The following is a 16277-nucleotide window of genomic DNA, read 5'->3' on the forward strand; positions in this document are numbered from 1 at the left end:
CGAACCGTCCCCGAGGAGGTAGGACGCTCGTGATAGCCCGTTACTCACTGCCCGAGATGGCGGAACTCTGGTCCGATCAGGCCCGCTACACCACCTGGGCCGAGGTGGAGGTCCTCGCCTCCGAGGCGCAGGTGCTGCTCGGCCGGGTCCCCGAGGCCTCCCTCGTGGACATCCGGAGCGCCCGGGTGCCGACGGCGGCGCGCGTCGCGGAGCTGGAGCGTGAGCGCGACCACGAGATCCTCGCCTTCCTCGCGGCCTTCTGCGAGGACATGCCGGACGACTCCGCCCGCTGGGTGCACCTCGGCATGACGAGCTACGACCTCGTGGACACCGCTCTCGGGCGCACCCTCGCCCGCGCCTGCGACCTGCTGACCGGCGCTGCGCGCCGGCTGCGCGCGGTACTGGTCGAGAGGGCGCTCGCGCACTGGGACACGGCGTGCGTCGGCCGCACCCACGGTATGCACGCCGAACCCACCACCTTCGGCCACAAACTGGCCGGGTTCGCCTTCGCCCTCGACCGCTCGGTGCGACGGCTGGAGGAGGCCCGTACGCAGGTCGCCGTCGGCACGGTCTCCGGCTCCGTCGGGACGTACGCGCTGATCGACCCCTTCGTCGAGAAGCACGTCTGCGAGACCCTCGGCCTCGGTGTGGAGCCGGCGCCGAGCCAGGTCGTGGCCCGTGACCGGCACGCCCAGCTCGTGCAGGCGATCGCCACGCTCGGCGCCTGCGTCGAGCAGGTCGCCGTCGAGATCCGGCTGCTCTCCCGCAGCGAGGTCCGCGAGGTCGAGGAAGCCCGCACGACCGCGTACCAGGGATCGAGCGCCATGCCGCACAAGCGGAACCCGACGACCAGCGAGCGGCTCACCGGCCTCGCCCGGCTGCTGCGCGGCTACGCGGGGACGATGCTGGAGAACGTGGCGCTCTGGCACGAGCGTGACCTGTCCCACTCCTCCGTCGAACGGGTCGTCCTGCCGGACGCCTTCACGGTCGCCCACTACCAGGTGGTCTCGGCCACCGAACTCGTCCGGGACCTCGACGTGCACCCCGACCGGATGCGCGCCGCGATCGACCACACCGGCGGGCTCGCCTACAGTTCGGCGGTCCTCGCCGAACTGCTGGAGAGCGGGCATGAGCGGGAGCGTGCGTACCGGGTGATCCAGGACGCCGCGAACGGGGAGGACTTCCTCACCCTGCTCGGCCGCGAGGGCATCCGCACCGGTCCGCTGGGGCCCGAGCGCTTCCTGGTACACCATGACGTCATCTACAAGCGATTGGAGCACCTTCGTGAGCTGGATCATTGAGCGGGAGAACGGCCCCGACCTCGATCTGGACGAGGTACTGAGGGTCTACCGCGAGTCCGGCCTCGGCCAGCGCCGTCCCGTCGACGAGACCGAGCGCATGGCCGCGATGGTCCGCAACGCCAACCTGGTCGTCACGGCCAGGGTCGACGGCGAGCTCATCGGCATCGCCCGCAGCGTCTCGGACTTCGCGTACGTCACGTACCTCTCCGACATCGCCGTGGTCCGCGCCCACCAGCGCTCCGGCATCGGCCGCGAGCTGATCGACGCCACCCGCAAGGAGGCGCCGCAGGCCAAGATCGTGCTGCTGTCGGCGCCGGCCGCGACCGCGTACTACCCGCACATCGGCTTCGCCGCCCACAACTCCGCCTGGGTACTGAATCCCTGAGCGGAAACCGCGAGTGCCCGTCCCGTCCCTCCCCCGGCGGGCGGGCACTCCGTTTTTCCACCGTGCGGTCAGTGATGGCCGCCGAGGTGCAGATGCGCGGCCGGGCTCACCACCAGCGGACGCATCATGTGCTGCTCGTGCTCCAGCATGTGGCAGTGGTGAACGCCCCGGCCGACGACCGGGAACCTGACGGCGACGCTGACCAGTTCGCCCGGGGTGCCGTCGGGGCCGGGGACGATCCGCCCGGCGGTCCCCACCCGGATGACGTCCTTCTCGCCCGTCTCGTGCGCGTCGAGCGGGGCCGTCGCCCTGAACGTCACCGGCCGGCCGGTGCCCCGGGCCGTCCGGTCGAAGCCGGTCACGTCGTAGTGCTCGCGCGCGAGCACCTGGAAGTGGCCCAGATGCATGTGCATGGGGTGCGGGACACCGGTGAGGTTGAGGTAGTTCCAGATCTCCACGCTGCCCTGCGCGATGGTGAACGCGCGCCCGTCGTCGTACGCGTTCGACGTCGCGCGCAGCGTCCGCAGTGCCCCCTGGGCGTCCTGGACCTGCACGACGCCGGCCGTCGGAAAGGTGAGGCCGGCCGGATCGATCTCCTCGGCCTCCCACATCTCCGGGACGCCCGAGGAGCCGGGCCCGGTGATGAGGATCCAGCGGGGCGCGTGCCCGTGCGGCAGGTCCGCGTGCCCGAACCGTCGGAAGGAGTCCGAGAGGACGGCCGGCGGGGCGTAGGAGGTGTCCGGCCGGCGGTCGGCGACGCGGAACTGCATCACGTCGGGTTCGAGGAGGTCGTTCCTCCGGTCCGAGGCGCCGGGAGTGACCCCCTCGAAGGTGTTGACCAGCTTCAGGGTCCGGCCGCGGAAGACGGTGAAGTCGACCAGGACCTCGGCCCGTTCGCCGGGAGAGAGGTTCAGGGCGCCGTCCACCGGGACCGGCCGGTCGAGCAGCCCCTGGTCGGTGCCGATCACCCGCAGCGCGCCCGGCACGGGCACCCCGTCCGCGAGCAGCATCAGCCGGTACATCCGGGAGTTGGCGGCGTTGACCACCCGGAAGCGGTACCAGCGCGGCTTCACCTCCAGATACGGCCATACCACCCCGTTGACCAGGGTGTAGGGGGCCGCGTGCGCGCGCATCAGCCGCTGCGGGCCGATCATCTCCACCTTGTGCACCGAGCGGCCGGCCGGGGCGCCGGATGCGTCCGTGTCGAAGTTCCGGTCGCTGAGGACGAGCGGCACGTCCTGACGGCCCTCGGGCAGGCCGAGCGCCGCCTCCTCCGCGGTGCGCGAGACGAAGAGGCCGGCGAGTCCGGCGTAGACGCTGAAGCGGCTCACGTGGTGGGTGTGGTCGTGGTACCAGAGCGTCGTCGACGCCTGGTCGTTCGGGTACGCGCTGAGCTGGACGTCCCCGGGGCCGATCAGATTCTCCATCCAGCCGTCGTTGCCGCCGCCGGTGAGCATGCCGTGCAGGTGCACCGCGACCCAGGGCGGCAGATCGGCGACGCCCTCGACCTCCTGGCAGCCTTCCGTGCCGGGGTAGTTGGAGACCGGGTCGGCAGAGGGGCGGGGCTGGCCGATGTCGACGGCCCTGACGGGCAGGTTCCCGGTCAGCCGGTTCTCCCAGGTGATCCGGAGCGGCCGGCCGGCGGCCGCGGCGATCGTCGGACCCGGGTACACGCCCTCGTAGGTCCACATCGGCACCGGCGGCAGCTCCGAATGCAGCGTGACGTCGGCGGTGACCATGCGCACGGTCAGCTCGTCGTGGTCGCCCCTGTTGCGGGGCCGCAGCACGGGCGGTATCCGCAGCGGGTCCTTGAACTTGGTGAGCCGCAGCTCGGGTGCCGAGGGCTCGGGGCCGCCGGGCGCGGGCGGGGTGGCCGAGGCGGGCTGCAAGGGGAGGAGCGGGAGGGCCGCGGCGGCGAGCCCGAGGCCGGTGGCCGTACCGGCGCGGAGAAGGGAGCGGCGGTCGATCCCCGCCATGAGCGAGGTGCTGTTGTCCGAGGGTTCCATTCGGCCGACGGTAGGGTCGCCCGGTCGGGGGACGGTCGACCGGCGCTCCACGCGGCGGTGGGGCGGCACCGCCGGCGAGGACACCGGCGGTACCGCCCCACGGCGGCGTGGATCAGGCGGCGGCCAGCTCCTGCGCGTCCCGGTTCACGAGCGCCGCGTAGTGCCCGCCCAGGGCGAGCAGTTCCTCGTGCGTGCCCCGCTCCGCGACCCGGCCCCGCTCCAGCACGAGGATCTCGTCCGCGTTGCGGATCGTCGAGAGCCGGTGGGCCACCGTGATCGTCGTCCGGCCGGCGCTCGCCGCGTCGATGCCCGCCTGCACGGCTTTCTCCGTCTGCGTGTCCAGCGCGCTCGTGGCCTCGTCGAGGACCAGGACCGGCGGGTCCCGCAGGATCGCTCGGGCGATCGCGAGGCGCTGCTTCTCCCCGCCCGAGAACCGGTAGCCGCGCTCGCCGACCACCGTGTCGTACCCGTCGGGCAGCGACATCAGGTAGTCGTGGATGTGCGCGATCCGCGCCGCCTCCACCAGTTCCTCGTCGGTCGCGTCCGGCTTCGCGAAGCGCAGGTTCTCGGCGACCGTGGCGTGGAACAGGTACGTCTCCTGGGAGACCACGCCCACCGCCGCCGTCAGCGTCCCGAAGGACAGGTCCCGCACGTCGACGCCGTCGATCGTCACGACACCGGACGTGGGGTCGTACAGACGCGGGATCAGATAACTCAGCGTTGTCTTTCCCGAACCGGTCTCCCCCACGATCGCCAGACTCCGCCCGGCCGGCACCGTCACGTCCACCTGGTCCAGCGTGGGCCGCTCCGCCCCCGCGTAGGTGAAGCACACCCCGCGCAGCCGCACCTCGCCGCGCACCTTCCCGGGCTCCACCGGGTGCTCGGGCTCGGCGACGTCCACCGGCAGGTCCAGGTACTCGAAGATGCGGGCGAACAGCTCCAGCGAGCTCTGGACGTCGATCCCGACCGTCAGCAGCCGCTGCGCCGGACGGAACAGGGCCTGCTGGAGCGTGGTGAAGGCGACGAGCGAGCCGATCGAGACGGCCATCTGTCCGCCGCTCGCCGTCAGCCCCGCCGCCCAGTAGATGACCGCCGGCATCGACGCCATGACGATCCAGATCGTCGACTGGTACCAGAGCCCCGCGGTGCTCGCCCGCACCTCGATCGTGGTCAGCCTGCGCGACTGCTCCGCGAACGTGTCCGTGAGCGAACGCGTCCGGCCCATCGTGTGGCCCAGCATGATCCCGCTGACCGACAGCGACTCCTGCACGGTGGCCGACAGCTCGGCGAACTGCTTCTGCCGGTCGCGGGTGATGACCCGGCGCTCGTCGCCGACGCGCCGGCTGACCCACACGAACCCCGGGAGCATCACCAGCGAGGCCAGTGTCAGCCGCCAGTCGATCAACAGCATCGCCGTCGTCGTCGCGAGGACGATCGTCACGTCCGCCACCAGTGCGGTCGCGGTCGTCGTCACCGTGACCTGCATCCCGCCGATGTCGTGGGCGATCCGTGACTGCACCTCCCCCGTCCGCGTCCGGGTGAAGAAGGCCAGCGACATCCGCTGGAGGTGCGCGTAGACGGCCGTCCGCAGGTCGTGCATGACCGCCTGGCCGACCTTCGCCGAGACATGGGTCTGCCACACGTTGAACGAACTCGTCGCGACCGACACCACGATCATGCCGAGCGCGAGCGCCGACAACAGCCCCGTCCGCCCCTGGGGCAGCGCCGTGTCCATGATCTCCCGGATCAGGAACGGGTTGACGAGGGAGACCAGGGACGAGCCCAGCACCAGGAGCGCCACGGACGTCAGGCGCCTCCGGTACGGGCGGAACAGCCCGATGATCCGGCGCTTGTGTACAGGGGGACGATCGCTTGCCGACCCGGTGATGTCCACTCGGCCTTCTTCCCCTCGGTCACTTCCAGTCGACGGAGCGCAGGACGACGGCGGAGTTGAAGCCGCCGTGGCCGCGGGCGAGGACGAGCGCCGTGGACACCGGGGCGTCCCGGACCGCGGTGACCAGGTCGAGGTCGTAGTCGGGCGAGAGCGTGACGTTCGCCGTCGGCGGGATCACCCCGTCGCGCATGGCGAGCAGGGCGGTCGCGACGTCCAGCGGCGCCGCCCCCGAACCCAGTCGCCCCGTCATCGTCTTCGGCGCGGTGACCGGGACCCCACGCGGTCCGAAGACCTCCGTGAGCGCAGTCGCCTCGATCCGGTCGAGCTCCGGCACACCGCACGCGTCCGCGAAGACCACGTCGATGTCGCCGGCCTCCAGACCCGCGTCCGCGAGCGCGATCTCGATCGCCTTCCGCAGCGTGGGTTCCCGGCCGCTGTCCGGAGCCGGGTCGAAGGTCGAGCCGTAGCCGCAGATCTCGCCGTACACCCCGGTCACCCCGCGGCGGCGGGCCGCCTCGGCGTCCTCCAGGACCAGCAGCGCGCCGCCCTCGCCGGGCACGTACCCGGAGGCGTCCGCGTCGAAGGGCAGGTAGGCGCGGTCCGCCCGGTCCTCCGTGCTCATCCTTCCGCTGGTCAGCTGGGCCACCCAGCCCCACGGGCAGATCGCCGCGTCGACACCGCCCGACAGGATCAGATCGCTGCCCTTGCGGACCAGGCGGCGCGCGTGGGCCAGCGCGTCCAGGCCGCCGGCCTGGTCGCTGACGACCACGCCGCTGGGGCCGCGCATCCCGTGCCGGATGGAGATCTGGCCGGTGTTCACCGCGTAGAACCAGGCGAAGGACTGGTACGCGGAGACGTGCTGCCCGCCCTTGCTCCACAGGTTCTGGAGCTGGCCCTGGCCGAACTCGAAGCCGCCCGAGGTACTGGCGGTCATCACGCCCATGCCGTACCCGTCGGTCCCCTCCGTGCTCGCCCCGGCGTCCGTCAGGGCGTGCTCGGCACCGACGAGCGCGAGCTGCGTCATACGGTCCGTCTGCGGCACGAGCCTGCTCGGCAGGTGCTCCTTGACGACGAAGCCGTCGATCTGGCCGGCGAGCTTCGAGGGATACTGCTCCGGATCGAAGCGCTCGACGCGGCGGATGCCGCTCTTCGAGGCGCGCGTCGCCTCCCAGTAATCCGTCACGCCGAAACCGTTGGGCGACACGACACCGATGCCGGTCACCACGACTCTGGTGGAGTTCATGCCGTCGTCCTGTCCGGTCGGGCGAGAACCATCGCGCTCTGGAAGCCGCCGAAACCGCTGCCGACCGTCAGCACCGTGTCGGTGCGCCAGTCGCGCGCGGTCAGCGGCACGTAGTCGAGATCACATTCGGGGTCGGACGTGTGCAGGTTCGCGGTAGGGGGCACCACGTTGTTCTCCATGGCCAGGACGGAGGCGGCGATCTCGATCGAGCCGATCGCGCCGAGCGAGTGGCCGACCATCGACTTGATCGAGCTCACGGGGGTCCGGTAGGCGTGCTCGCCCAGACTGCGCTTGAAGGCGCTGGTCTCGTGCCGGTCGTTCTGCTTGGTGCCCGAGCCGTGGGCGTTGACGTAGTCCACCGCCTCCGGGGCCAGCCTCGCCTCGTCCAGCGCGTAGCGGATGGCCTCGGCCATCTCCCGGCCGTCGGGGCGCAGTCCGGTCATGTGGAAGGCGTTGCAGCGGCTGGCGTAGCCGGCGACCTCGGCGTAGATGTGGGCGCCGCGCCGGCGGGCCGACTCCAGCTCCTCCAGGACGAACGTCGCCGCGCCCTCACCGAGGACGAATCCGTTGCGGGTCAGATCGAAGGGCCGGGAGGCGTGTTCGGCGTCGTCGTTGCGTGAGGTCGTGGCCTTGATCGCGTCGAAGCACGCCACGGTGATCGGCGAGATCGGCGCGTCCGAGGCACCGGTGATCATGACGTCGGCGGAGCCGTCGCGGATCAGCTCGGCCGCGTAGCCGACCGCGTCGATGCCCGACGTACAGCCGGTGGAGACGACCGTCGTGGGCCCCTCGGCGCCGACCGCCCAGGCCACCTCGGCCGCGAACGAGCTGGGCACGAAGTAGTTGTAGAGGTGCGGGACGGCGTACCCGTGGTCGACCAGGTCCAGCCGGCCGCCGTCGCTGACGACCCGGTACTCCTCGTCGAGCCCCATCGTCGCGCCGACGGCGCTGCCGACCGCCACACCGATCCGGTGCGGCGCGTGCGCGCCCACGTCGAGCCCGCTGTCCGCCATCGCCTCACGCGCGGTGACCAGCGCGAACTGCGCCGCCCTGTCGGTGCGCCGGATCTCCTGCGGGCCGAGCCCGTGCGCCTCCGGGTCGAAGTCGATCTCGGCCGCCACACGGGAGCGGAACGGCGCGGGATCGAACGAGGTGATCCCCCGCGTGGCCGTCCGGCCCTCGCTCAGCAGGCTCCAGAAGTTCTTGGTCCCGATCCCTCCCGGAGCCGCCACGCCGACCCCGGTGACGACCACACGCCTGCCGGTCACTGGGACTCCCAGTGGTAGAAGCGCTTCGCCATCGCGTCCGCGGGGGAACGCCAGGTCGCCGGGTCGTAGGCATCGATGAAGGGCTTCAGGTCCTGGCTGATCCGCTCGAAACGGGGGTCGGTCTTCGCCTTCTCGATCAGCTCTCCGCCGTCCTCGCCGTCGAAGTCCTGGAGGTGGAAGTACAGACCGTTGAACATGAAGAGCTGACGTCGCCGCGTCCCCATGCGGTGCGGCATCTCGGTCTCGTCGAAAGCGCCGAAGAGCCGCGCCACCTCGTCACTCGACCGGGAGTCCATTCTGGCCACTATCAGATTGCTGTGCATTCGACCGTCTCCTTGGGGGGTGCGCTGCGCCCCTATCGCAGTTGCTTGACCAGTTCCGACCATGCGGCGAGCTCCTCTTCCGACATCGGCTGCGGACGGGGCCGGCCGGTGGGGGAAGGCTGGGGCCAGTAGTCCTGCCATTCCAGAGGCGGATACATGCCGTTCCACGCGAAGCCCATCCACATCAGGCCCCTGCCGAGGCCCCGCCACACGGATCGCATGGCGGACCTGAGCCGTGAACCCATGTCCGTCTCCCTTCACCGGCAACCACCCGGTGACCACCCTGTGCGACCTCTCTCGAGACGGGGTCGGAAGCCTGTCGAACACCGGTGGAGCGCCCGCCGCGGCGGGGACGCGGGGTCGGGCACGGGGCGGCCTGCGGTGGTGCCGGAGCCGCCCCGGGGACTCGCGGCGGCGCGCTCAGCGCGAGGCGGCGAGCAGCCCTCGGGACCGCAGGACCCGGCGCTCCAGCGGGGCGAAGCACAGCAGGTCGACGGCGACCCCGACGACGAGCATCAGGAGGATCCCGACGAGCACGCCGGCCATGTCGGAGAACTCCCGCTGGTTGTCCAGGTAGCGCCCGAGCCCGAGGCCGAGTTCGGGCGAGGAGGCGATCAGCTCGGCGGCCATCAGGGAGCGCCAGGAGAACGCCCAGCCCTGCTTGAGCCCGGCCAGGTAGCCGGGCAGGGCGGCCGGCAGCAGGACGTACCGGGCGCCGCGCACTCCGGTCGCGCCGAGCGTCCGGCCGGCCCGTAGGAACAGCGGTGGGACCTGGTCGATCCCGGACATCAGCCCGTTCGAGATCGACGGCACCGCGCCGAGCAGGATGACCGCGTACATCGCCGAGTCGTTGATGCCGAGCCAGATCACGGCGGGCGGGACCCAGGCGACCGACGGCAGCGACTGGAGCCCGGCGAGGACGGGGCCGACGGCGGCCCGTACGACACGGACCCGGGCGACGAGCAGACCGACCGGGGTGCCGATCGCGACGGCGAGCAGGAAGCCCGAGCCCCCGCGCCACAGGCTGGTCCAGATGATCGAGAACAGCGTGCCCTCGTACCAGAGGTCGGTGAGGGCGACCCACACGTCGGCCGGGGCCGGCAGCTTGTCGGGGGTCGTCAGGCGCAGACTGTGGGCGAGCTGCCAGACACCGAGCACCAGGGCGACGCCGAGCAGCGGCGGCAGCGCCTTCCGCCGCAGTACCCGGCCGAGCGGAATGCGCTCCGCGGGCACGGTCTGCAGCGCGTCGAGCCCGGTGCCGACCCCGGCGGACTCGTCGGCGTGCGGGCGGACGTCAGTGCTGGACGACATGGCGGCGGATCTCCCCACGCAGGTGCTCGGTGATCTCGGAGGACAGCGCCGCGACCCCGGCGGGCTCAAGGCTGCGGGGCTGCGGCAGGTCGACGCTCCACTCGCGGGCGATCCGGCCGGGCCTTGACGACAGGAGCACGACGCGCCCGCCGAGCCGGACGGCCTCGCTCACGTTGTGCGTGACGAAGAGGACGGTGAGGCCGTGCTCGGCCCAGATCCGGGTCAGCTCGTCGTGCAGGACGTCCCGGGTGATGGCGTCCAGCGCCGCGAACGGCTCGTCCATCAGCAGGACGCGCGCACCCTGGGCGAGGGCGCGGGCCAGGGCGACGCGCTGGCGCATGCCGCCGGACAGTTCGTGCACCCGCTTGCCGTGGGCGCCGCCGAGCCGGACCAGGCCGAGGAGCCGCTCGGCCTCGGCCCGGCGCCGCTCGCGCGGGACCCCGGCCAGACGCAGCGCCAGCTCGACGTTGCCGCCGGCTGTCAGCCACGGGAACAGCGCGTGGTCCTGGAACATCAGGGCCGGCCGGGGGCCGGGCACCTCGACGGTCCCGGAGTCGGGCGCGTCGAGCCCCGCCACCAGGTTCAGCAGCGTGGACTTGCCGCACCCCGAGGCGCCCAGCAGGGTGACGAACTCGCCCGGGGCGACGTCCAGGCCGATGCCGTCGAGCACGGGCACGCCCGAGCCGGGGGGTCCGAAGGACTTGGAGACCCGCGTGAGCCGCACGGCGGGCGGCGCCGGCGCGGCGGCCCCGACGTGGTGAGTGTCCTTCTGAGAAGTCAGTGCCGTGGTCACGGACACCTCCTGAGGGAGTGGTCGGGAGGACGGACGGGGCGCGGCCGCGCGCGGGTCCGAGGTGCGGGCCGTACGGTGTCAGGAGCCGAGTCCGGCGTCCGGCACGGGGGGCCGTCCGGCCGCCGCGAGCACCCGGTTCAGCGGGCGCAGGTCGTAGACGCCGCGGAGGTCGGCCTCCTTCAGGAGACCGGCGGCGACCGCGTGGGCGGCCTGGGCGCGGAGGGTGGTGGCCAGCGGGTCGTCGAGGAAGTCGATGCCGTCCCAGGCCCGGTCGAGGACGGCGGGTTCGAGCCGTCCTCCGGTGAGCAGTTCGGTGTACGCGGCGGCGTCGGCCCGCGCCCGTTCCGGAGCCGCGGCGATGGCCGCGTTGGCGGCCACCGAGCCGCGCAGCAGGGCTTCGACGACATCCGGGTGCGCGGTCAGGAAGGGCTGCGCGACGACGAGGTGGGTGGTGACGAACGCCCCGCCGGGCCAGCGGGACCGCTCGTCGAGGAGCACCTCCGCGCCGAGCGCGGTCAGCTGGGCGGCGGCCGGCTCGGACACCCAGGCGCCGTCGACGGAGCCCGAACGGTAGGCGCCGGGCAGGACCTTGTGGTCGGTGCGGACGACGGAGACCTCGCCGGCCCCGGTGGCGGGGTCGACCTCGTACCCCTGCTCGGCGAGGTACGTGAGGAGGGCGACGTCCTGGGTGTTGCCGAGCTGCGGGGAGGCGATCCGGCTGCCCCGGAGGTCCCCGGCGGTTCTGATCCGCGCCGGGTTCACCACGAGCCGGACGCCGCCGGAGGCCGCACCGGCGACGATCCGCAGGGACGTGCCGCCCGACCGCGTCCAGCTGTTGACCGTGGGCGACGGGCCGATCCAGGCGAGGTCGAGGGCTCCGGCGTTGAGGGCCTCGATCGCGCTGGGACCGGCGCCGAAGACCTGCGTCCTGAGCCGGGTGCCGCCCAGCTCCTTCTGGAAGAGGCCCCGGCGCAGTCCGACGAGCGCGGTGCCGTGGGTCAGGTTCGCGAAGTGGCCGACGCGTACGGTGCCGGCGGAGAGCGGCGGGCCCGTACCCGCGGCGAGCTCCACCGGGCCGGAACCGGCCCGGTCGGGGCTCCGGGAGCCGTAGCCGCAGGAGGCGACGAGGCCGGTGGCGGCCAGCGCCGCCCCGCCCCGCAGGGCCGCCCGTCGGGTCGGCCCGCCGGGCGCGCGGCGCGAGGGCTCCGGCTGCGGGCGTGGCACCGTCAGACCCACGGCTCGTCGTTCGCCGCTGCCCCCGCGGTGCGGGCCGGCCCGGTGAGCGCGGCCCCGAAGGGCTCGCCCGCCATGCCGGCCGTGAGCGTGGTGCCGTCGGCGGGGTCGACGAACAGGAAGGACCCGGTCGCGCGATTGTCGGCATAGGGGTCGAGCGCCAGCGGTTCCGCCGTGCGCAGCACCGCCCGGCCGATGTCGTTGACGCGCAGCTCCGACGGGTGCGGCTGCCGTTCCAGTGTGCCGACGTCGATCCGGTACGTCAGTTCCCGGACCACGGCGCGCACGGTGCGGGTGGTGTGCTTGAGCAGCACCTTGGCGCCGACGCGCAGCGGGCGCTCGTCGAGGTGGCAGAGTCCGGCCTCCACGTCCCGCGTCGGCACGGGCGCCGGAGCCGTGGTGATCAGGTCGCCGCGTGAGACGTCGATGTCGTCTGCGAGCCGTACGGTGACCGACCGCGGGGCCCAGGCGAGGTCGACCGGTTCTCCGAAGGCGTCGATCCCGGCGACGGTGGTGGTGTGGCCGGACGGCAGCACGGTCACCGGGTCCCCGACGGACAGCACACCGGAGGCCAGCCGGCCGGCATAGCCGCGGTAGTCGGGGTGCTCGGCGGTCTGCGGCCGGATCACGTACTGGACCGGGAAGCGGACCGGTTCGCCGTTCGGGGCGCCGCCGGCCGGGACGCTCTCCAGGTGGTCGAGCAGCGTCGGGCCGACGTACCAGTCCATGTGCGCGGAGGGTTCGACGACGTTGTCGCCGACGAGTGCGGAGAGCGGGATCGCCACGACGTCCCGGACCCCGAGCTCGGTGGCGTACGCCGTGAACTCCTCCGCGATGGCGGCGAAGACGGACTCCGCGTAGCTGACCAGGTCCATCTTGTTCACGGCCAGCGCCACGTGCGGGACCCGGAGCAGGGCGGCGACGGCGAGGTGGCGGCGGGTCTGCTCGACGACGCCGTCGCGGGCGTCGACGAGGACGACCGCGAGATCGGCCGTCGAGGCGCCCGTGACCATGTTCCGGGTGTACTGCACGTGGCCCGGGGTGTCGGCGAGGATGAACCGGCGGCGGGGCGTGGCGAAGTAGCGGTAGGCCACGTCGATGGTGATGCCCTGCTCGCGCTCGGCGCGCAGCCCGTCCGTGAGGAGGGCGAGGTCCGGGGTGTCCTGGCCGCGGTCGCGGGAGGCGTGCTCGACGGCTTCCAGCTGGTCGGCGAGGACCGACTTGGAGTCGTGCAGGAGCCTGCCCACCAGGGTGGACTTGCCGTCGTCGACGGAGCCCGCGGTGGCCAGGCGCAGCAGCGAGGTGGCGGAGCCCGGCGCGGGTGCGGTGTGCCCGGGTGCCGCGTCGCGCTCCCGGGACCCGTGCTTCGGGGCCGCGTCGTGCCGCGTGACGGTGGCTTCCTGTGCGGTGGTCATGGCTAGAAGTACCCCTCACGCTTGCGGTCTTCCATGGCCGCCTCGGACAGCTTGTCGTCGGCGCGGGTGGCCCCGCGCTCGGTGAGCCGGGAGGCGGCGATCTCGGCGATGATGTCCGCGTCGTCGGCGGCGGCGGAGTCCACCGCGCCGGTGCAGGACATGTCACCGACCGTGCGGTAGCGGACGAGCCGCCTCTCCACGGTCTCGGACTCCTTCGGGCCGCCCCAGTCCCCGGCCGTCAGCCACATGCCGTCGCGCGCGAACACCTCCCGCTCGTGGGCGTAGTAGATCTCCGGGAGTTCGATGCCCTCGCGCTGGATGTACTGCCAGACGTCCAGCTCGGTCCAGTTGGAGAGCGGGAAGACCCGGACGTGCTCCCCGGGGGAGTGCCGACCGTTGTAGAGGGACCACAGTTCGGGGCGCTGCCGGCGGGGGTCCCAGGCACCGAACTCGTCGCGCACGGAGAAGACGCGTTCCTTGGCGCGGGCCTTCTCCTCGTCGCGGCGGCCACCCCCGAGGACCGCGTCGAAGCGGCGGGTCTCGATGGCGTCGAGCAGCGGCACGGTCTGGAGCGGGTTGCGGGTGCCGTCGGCGCGCTCGCGCAGCCGTCCCGTGTCGATGAACTCCTGTACGGAGGCGATGTGCAGCCGCAGCCCGTACCGGGCCGCGACGCGGTCGCGGAAGGCGATGACCTCGGGGAAGTTGTGCCCGGTGTCGACGTGCAGCAGGGCGAAGGGCACCGGCGCCGGCGCGAAGGCCTTCAGCGCCAGGTGCAGCATGACGATCGAGTCCTTGCCGCCGGAGAAGAGGATCACCGGCCGCTCGAACTCGCCCGCCACCTCGCGGAAGATGTGGACGGACTCCGCTTCCAGGGCGTCCAGGTGCGACAGCGCGTAGGGGTTCTCCGGGGCCCCGGCCGGGCCGCGGGCCATGATCGGCGCGCTCATCGACGTCCCCTCTCGGTGAGGAAGGCGTGCAGCTCGGCCGCGCACTCGGCCACGGACCGGTCCTGGGTCCCGATGCGCAGTTCGGGGTCGGCCGGGATCTCGTAGGGGTCGTCCACACCGGTCAGGCCGCTCATCTCCCCGGCGGCCTGCCGCGCGTACAGGCCCTTCACGTCGCGCGCCGAGCAGACCTCGACGGGCGTGGCCACATGGATCTCGAAGAACACCGTGCCGCGCGCGGCGTGGTGCTCCCGCACGGCGGCGCGGGAGGCGGCGTACGGGGCGATGACCGGCGCGAGGACGGTGACACCGTGCGCGGCGAGCCGCTCCGCCACGAATCCGATCCGGGTCACGTTGGTGTGCCGGTCCTCCCGGCTGAACCCGAGACCCGCCGACAGATGGGCACGGACCTCGTCACCGTCGAGCACCTCGACCGGCCCTCCCTCGGCGCGCAGCCGGTCGGCGAGGGCACGGGCGAGAGTGGTCTTTCCCGCGCTGGGCAGGCCGGTCAGCAGGACGGTGGCGCCGCGCGGGCGGGCGAGGGCCGCCTCGGTACGGTCCCCGGGGGCCGGGGCCGGTGCGGCGGCGAGAGGGGGAGCAGTGGTCACGGTGACGCTCTCCTGCACGTGAGTCGACTTCGGTGGGGTCGGTCCGCTCAGGCGGTGGCGAACTCGGCGAGGGTGCGGCCGAGGACGTCCATGTCGATCCGGTGCCAGGAGCCCGGCAGTTCGAGGCCGCGCCCGTTCGGGAGGGCGTCGGCGGTGGCCCGCGCGGCGGCGCGCAGCCAGTCGCTGGTCCCGGCGCTGTTGAGGACCAGGGTCTCCGTCCGGTACTCGGCGAGCCGCTCGATGGGCACGTCGTAGTCGCCGCAGATGGCGATGTCGTACAGGAGGGTGTGTGCGTTCGTCTCGTTCATCGCCCAGATCGGGCCGCGGCGCCACTCGGCGACGCTGTCGGGCGTGAGGCCGAGGAAGGAACCGAGGAAGTACTCGACGGCCTCGTGGCGCCGGTTCTCGGAGAGCAGCACACGCGTCGTCTTCGCCACGTTCCACGGGGGCTTCGGAAAGCCGTCGACCCGGTAGAACGGCTCGTGCAGCGCCAGCCTGGTGATCGGCACGCCGGCGAGCGCCGCCTCGATCGCCAGATTGGCGCCCGAGGAACCGGCGAACACCACGGCCTCGCCGCCGGCGGCCTCGATCACCGCGGCGAGGTCCTCGACCTCGCGCCCGACGGCGTACTCGGGCGCGTCGCCGCTCTCACCGCGCCCACGCCGGTCGTAGACGTAGGTGGTGCAGTGCGGCGCCAGTTCGGGAACGAGCGCGTCGAAGATCGTGTGGTCGCGGAACGAGCCGTTCAGCAGCACGATCGGCGGGCCGTCCCCCGACTTCTCGAAGGCGATCGTCGTGCCGTCCCGGGAAACGACCTTGCGCATCACGCACTCCTCATGTCGCACGGAGGTGCTCTCACCTCACCGACTGTCGGCATCGTCGAACGCGCCGGTGGACGGCTGGTCGAGGACCGGTCGCACGCGTTCCCGCGCCGGTCAGAAGAGCCAGCCGGCCTCGGTGGCGATGCGGACGGCGTCGATCCGGTTGCGCGCGTTGAGCTTCATCACCGTGGTCGTCAGGTAGTTGCGCACGGTGCCGGGTGACAGGTGCAGACTGGCCGCTATCTCGTGCGGTTCGTCCCCCCGGGCGGCCATGCGCAGCACCTCGGTCTCGCGTTCGGACAGCGGGTTCTCCCCTATGTCCCAGGCGCTCATGACCAACTGCGGGTTGATCACGCGCCGGCCCGCCGCGACCTCCCGGACCGCCTGCGCGAGACTTTCGGCCGGGGAGTCCTTCAGGAGGAACCCCGAGACCTTCGCGGACATCGCGCGACGCAGCAGACCGGGGCGCCCGAGCCCGGTCATGATCAGCGTGCGGCACCCCGGCAGCTTGTCGTGCAGGGTCTCGGCCGCGGTGAGACCGTCGGTCCCCGGCAGGTCGACGTCCATGACCGCCACGTCGGGCCGGCAGTCCAGGGCGGTCGGGACGATCAGGTCCCCCCTGTCCACCACGGCGACGACGTCCAGGTCCGGTTCCAGGTCGAGCAGCGCGACTAAGGCGCCCCGCACCATGTGCATGTCCTCGGCCAGGAGAATTCTGAGTCGCCGATCCCC

The 16277-nt window shown here is 72.5% G+C and carries 16 protein-coding genes; 2 read left to right on the plus strand and 14 right to left on the minus strand.

Annotated features, from left to right (window positions below; all coding sequences use genetic code 11):
- The first annotated feature begins 29 nt into the window (after positions 1-29).
- Together purB and KME66_RS10560 are read left to right on the plus strand one after the other, a co-directional pair.
- Positions 30-1301, plus strand: a complete 1272-nt coding sequence (gene purB, locus KME66_RS10555) for an adenylosuccinate lyase (RefSeq protein WP_216321336.1) — start codon at positions 30-32, stop codon at positions 1299-1301.
- Positions 1285-1686, plus strand: coding sequence for a GNAT family N-acetyltransferase (locus tag KME66_RS10560; RefSeq protein WP_216321339.1), 402 nt, complete (start codon positions 1285-1287; stop codon positions 1684-1686). Before purB ends, KME66_RS10560 begins: the two co-directional genes overlap by 17 nt.
- 68 nt (positions 1687-1754) lie before the next feature.
- On the opposite strand, the gene KME66_RS10565 is transcribed toward KME66_RS10560, so the two are convergent.
- From KME66_RS10565 to KME66_RS10630, 14 genes are all read right to left on the minus strand, one after another.
- Positions 1755-3692: a multicopper oxidase family protein gene (locus KME66_RS10565; RefSeq protein ID WP_216321342.1), complete on the minus strand. Its 1938-nt coding sequence runs from the start codon at positions 3690-3692 to the stop codon at positions 1755-1757.
- 112 nt (positions 3693-3804) lie between these two features.
- Entirely contained in the window at positions 3805-5586 is a 1782-nt protein-coding gene (locus tag KME66_RS10570) for an ABC transporter ATP-binding protein (protein WP_216321345.1), read from the minus strand.
- A gap of 19 nt (positions 5587-5605) precedes the next feature.
- Complete coding sequence (locus KME66_RS10575) at positions 5606-6829, minus strand: ketosynthase chain-length factor (protein ID WP_216321348.1); 1224 nt, start codon at positions 6827-6829, stop codon at positions 5606-5608.
- Positions 6826-8097 carry a beta-ketoacyl synthase gene (locus KME66_RS10580; protein WP_216321350.1) on the minus strand — a complete coding sequence of 424 codons (1272 nt, stop codon included), beginning with the start codon at positions 8095-8097 and terminating at the stop codon, positions 6826-6828. The genes KME66_RS10575 and KME66_RS10580 overlap by 4 nt, the downstream gene beginning before the upstream one ends.
- A complete protein-coding gene (locus KME66_RS10585) occupies positions 8094-8420 on the minus strand; it encodes a TcmI family type II polyketide cyclase (RefSeq protein ID WP_216321353.1) in 327 nt (108 codons plus the stop codon). The genes KME66_RS10580 and KME66_RS10585 overlap by 4 nt, the downstream gene beginning before the upstream one ends.
- A 32-nt stretch (positions 8421-8452) precedes the next feature.
- Positions 8453-8665: a hypothetical protein gene (locus tag KME66_RS10590; RefSeq protein ID WP_216321356.1), complete on the minus strand. Its 213-nt coding sequence runs from the start codon at positions 8663-8665 to the stop codon at positions 8453-8455.
- A 175-nt stretch (positions 8666-8840) separates the two neighbouring features.
- Positions 8841-9731 (minus strand): ABC transporter permease, encoded by an 891-nt coding sequence (locus KME66_RS10595; RefSeq protein WP_216321359.1) that lies wholly within the window; start codon positions 9729-9731, stop codon positions 8841-8843.
- On the minus strand, positions 9715-10512 hold the full coding sequence (locus tag KME66_RS10600) for an ABC transporter ATP-binding protein (RefSeq protein WP_253208573.1): 798 nt from the start codon (positions 10510-10512) through the stop codon (positions 9715-9717). The genes KME66_RS10595 and KME66_RS10600 overlap by 17 nt, the downstream gene beginning before the upstream one ends.
- Before the next feature lie 90 nt (positions 10513-10602).
- Positions 10603-11685, minus strand: coding sequence for an ABC transporter substrate-binding protein (locus KME66_RS10605; RefSeq protein WP_216329224.1), 1083 nt, complete (start codon positions 11683-11685; stop codon positions 10603-10605).
- Positions 11686-11750: 65 nt separating this feature from the next.
- On the minus strand, positions 11751-13172 hold the full coding sequence (locus tag KME66_RS10610) for a GTP-binding protein (protein WP_216321364.1): 1422 nt from the start codon (positions 13170-13172) through the stop codon (positions 11751-11753).
- Between the two features lie 2 nt (positions 13173-13174).
- On the minus strand, positions 13175-14104 hold the full coding sequence (gene cysD, locus KME66_RS10615; protein ID WP_216329226.1) for a sulfate adenylyltransferase subunit CysD: 930 nt from the start codon (positions 14102-14104) through the stop codon (positions 13175-13177).
- Between the two features lie 11 nt (positions 14105-14115).
- Positions 14116-14724 carry an adenylyl-sulfate kinase gene (cysC, locus tag KME66_RS10620; protein WP_216321367.1) on the minus strand — a complete coding sequence of 203 codons (609 nt, stop codon included), beginning with the start codon at positions 14722-14724 and terminating at the stop codon, positions 14116-14118.
- Between the two features lie 47 nt (positions 14725-14771).
- A complete protein-coding gene (locus KME66_RS10625; protein WP_216321369.1) occupies positions 14772-15548 on the minus strand; it encodes an alpha/beta hydrolase in 777 nt (258 codons plus the stop codon).
- Positions 15549-15659: 111 nt separating this feature from the next.
- Positions 15660-16241, minus strand: coding sequence for a DNA-binding response regulator (locus KME66_RS10630; protein ID WP_216329228.1), 582 nt, complete (start codon positions 16239-16241; stop codon positions 15660-15662).
- Positions 16242-16277 lie beyond the last annotated feature (36 nt).

It is taken from the genome of Streptomyces sp. YPW6, assembly GCF_018866325.1.
Classification (GTDB): Bacteria; Actinomycetota; Actinomycetes; order Streptomycetales; family Streptomycetaceae; genus Streptomyces.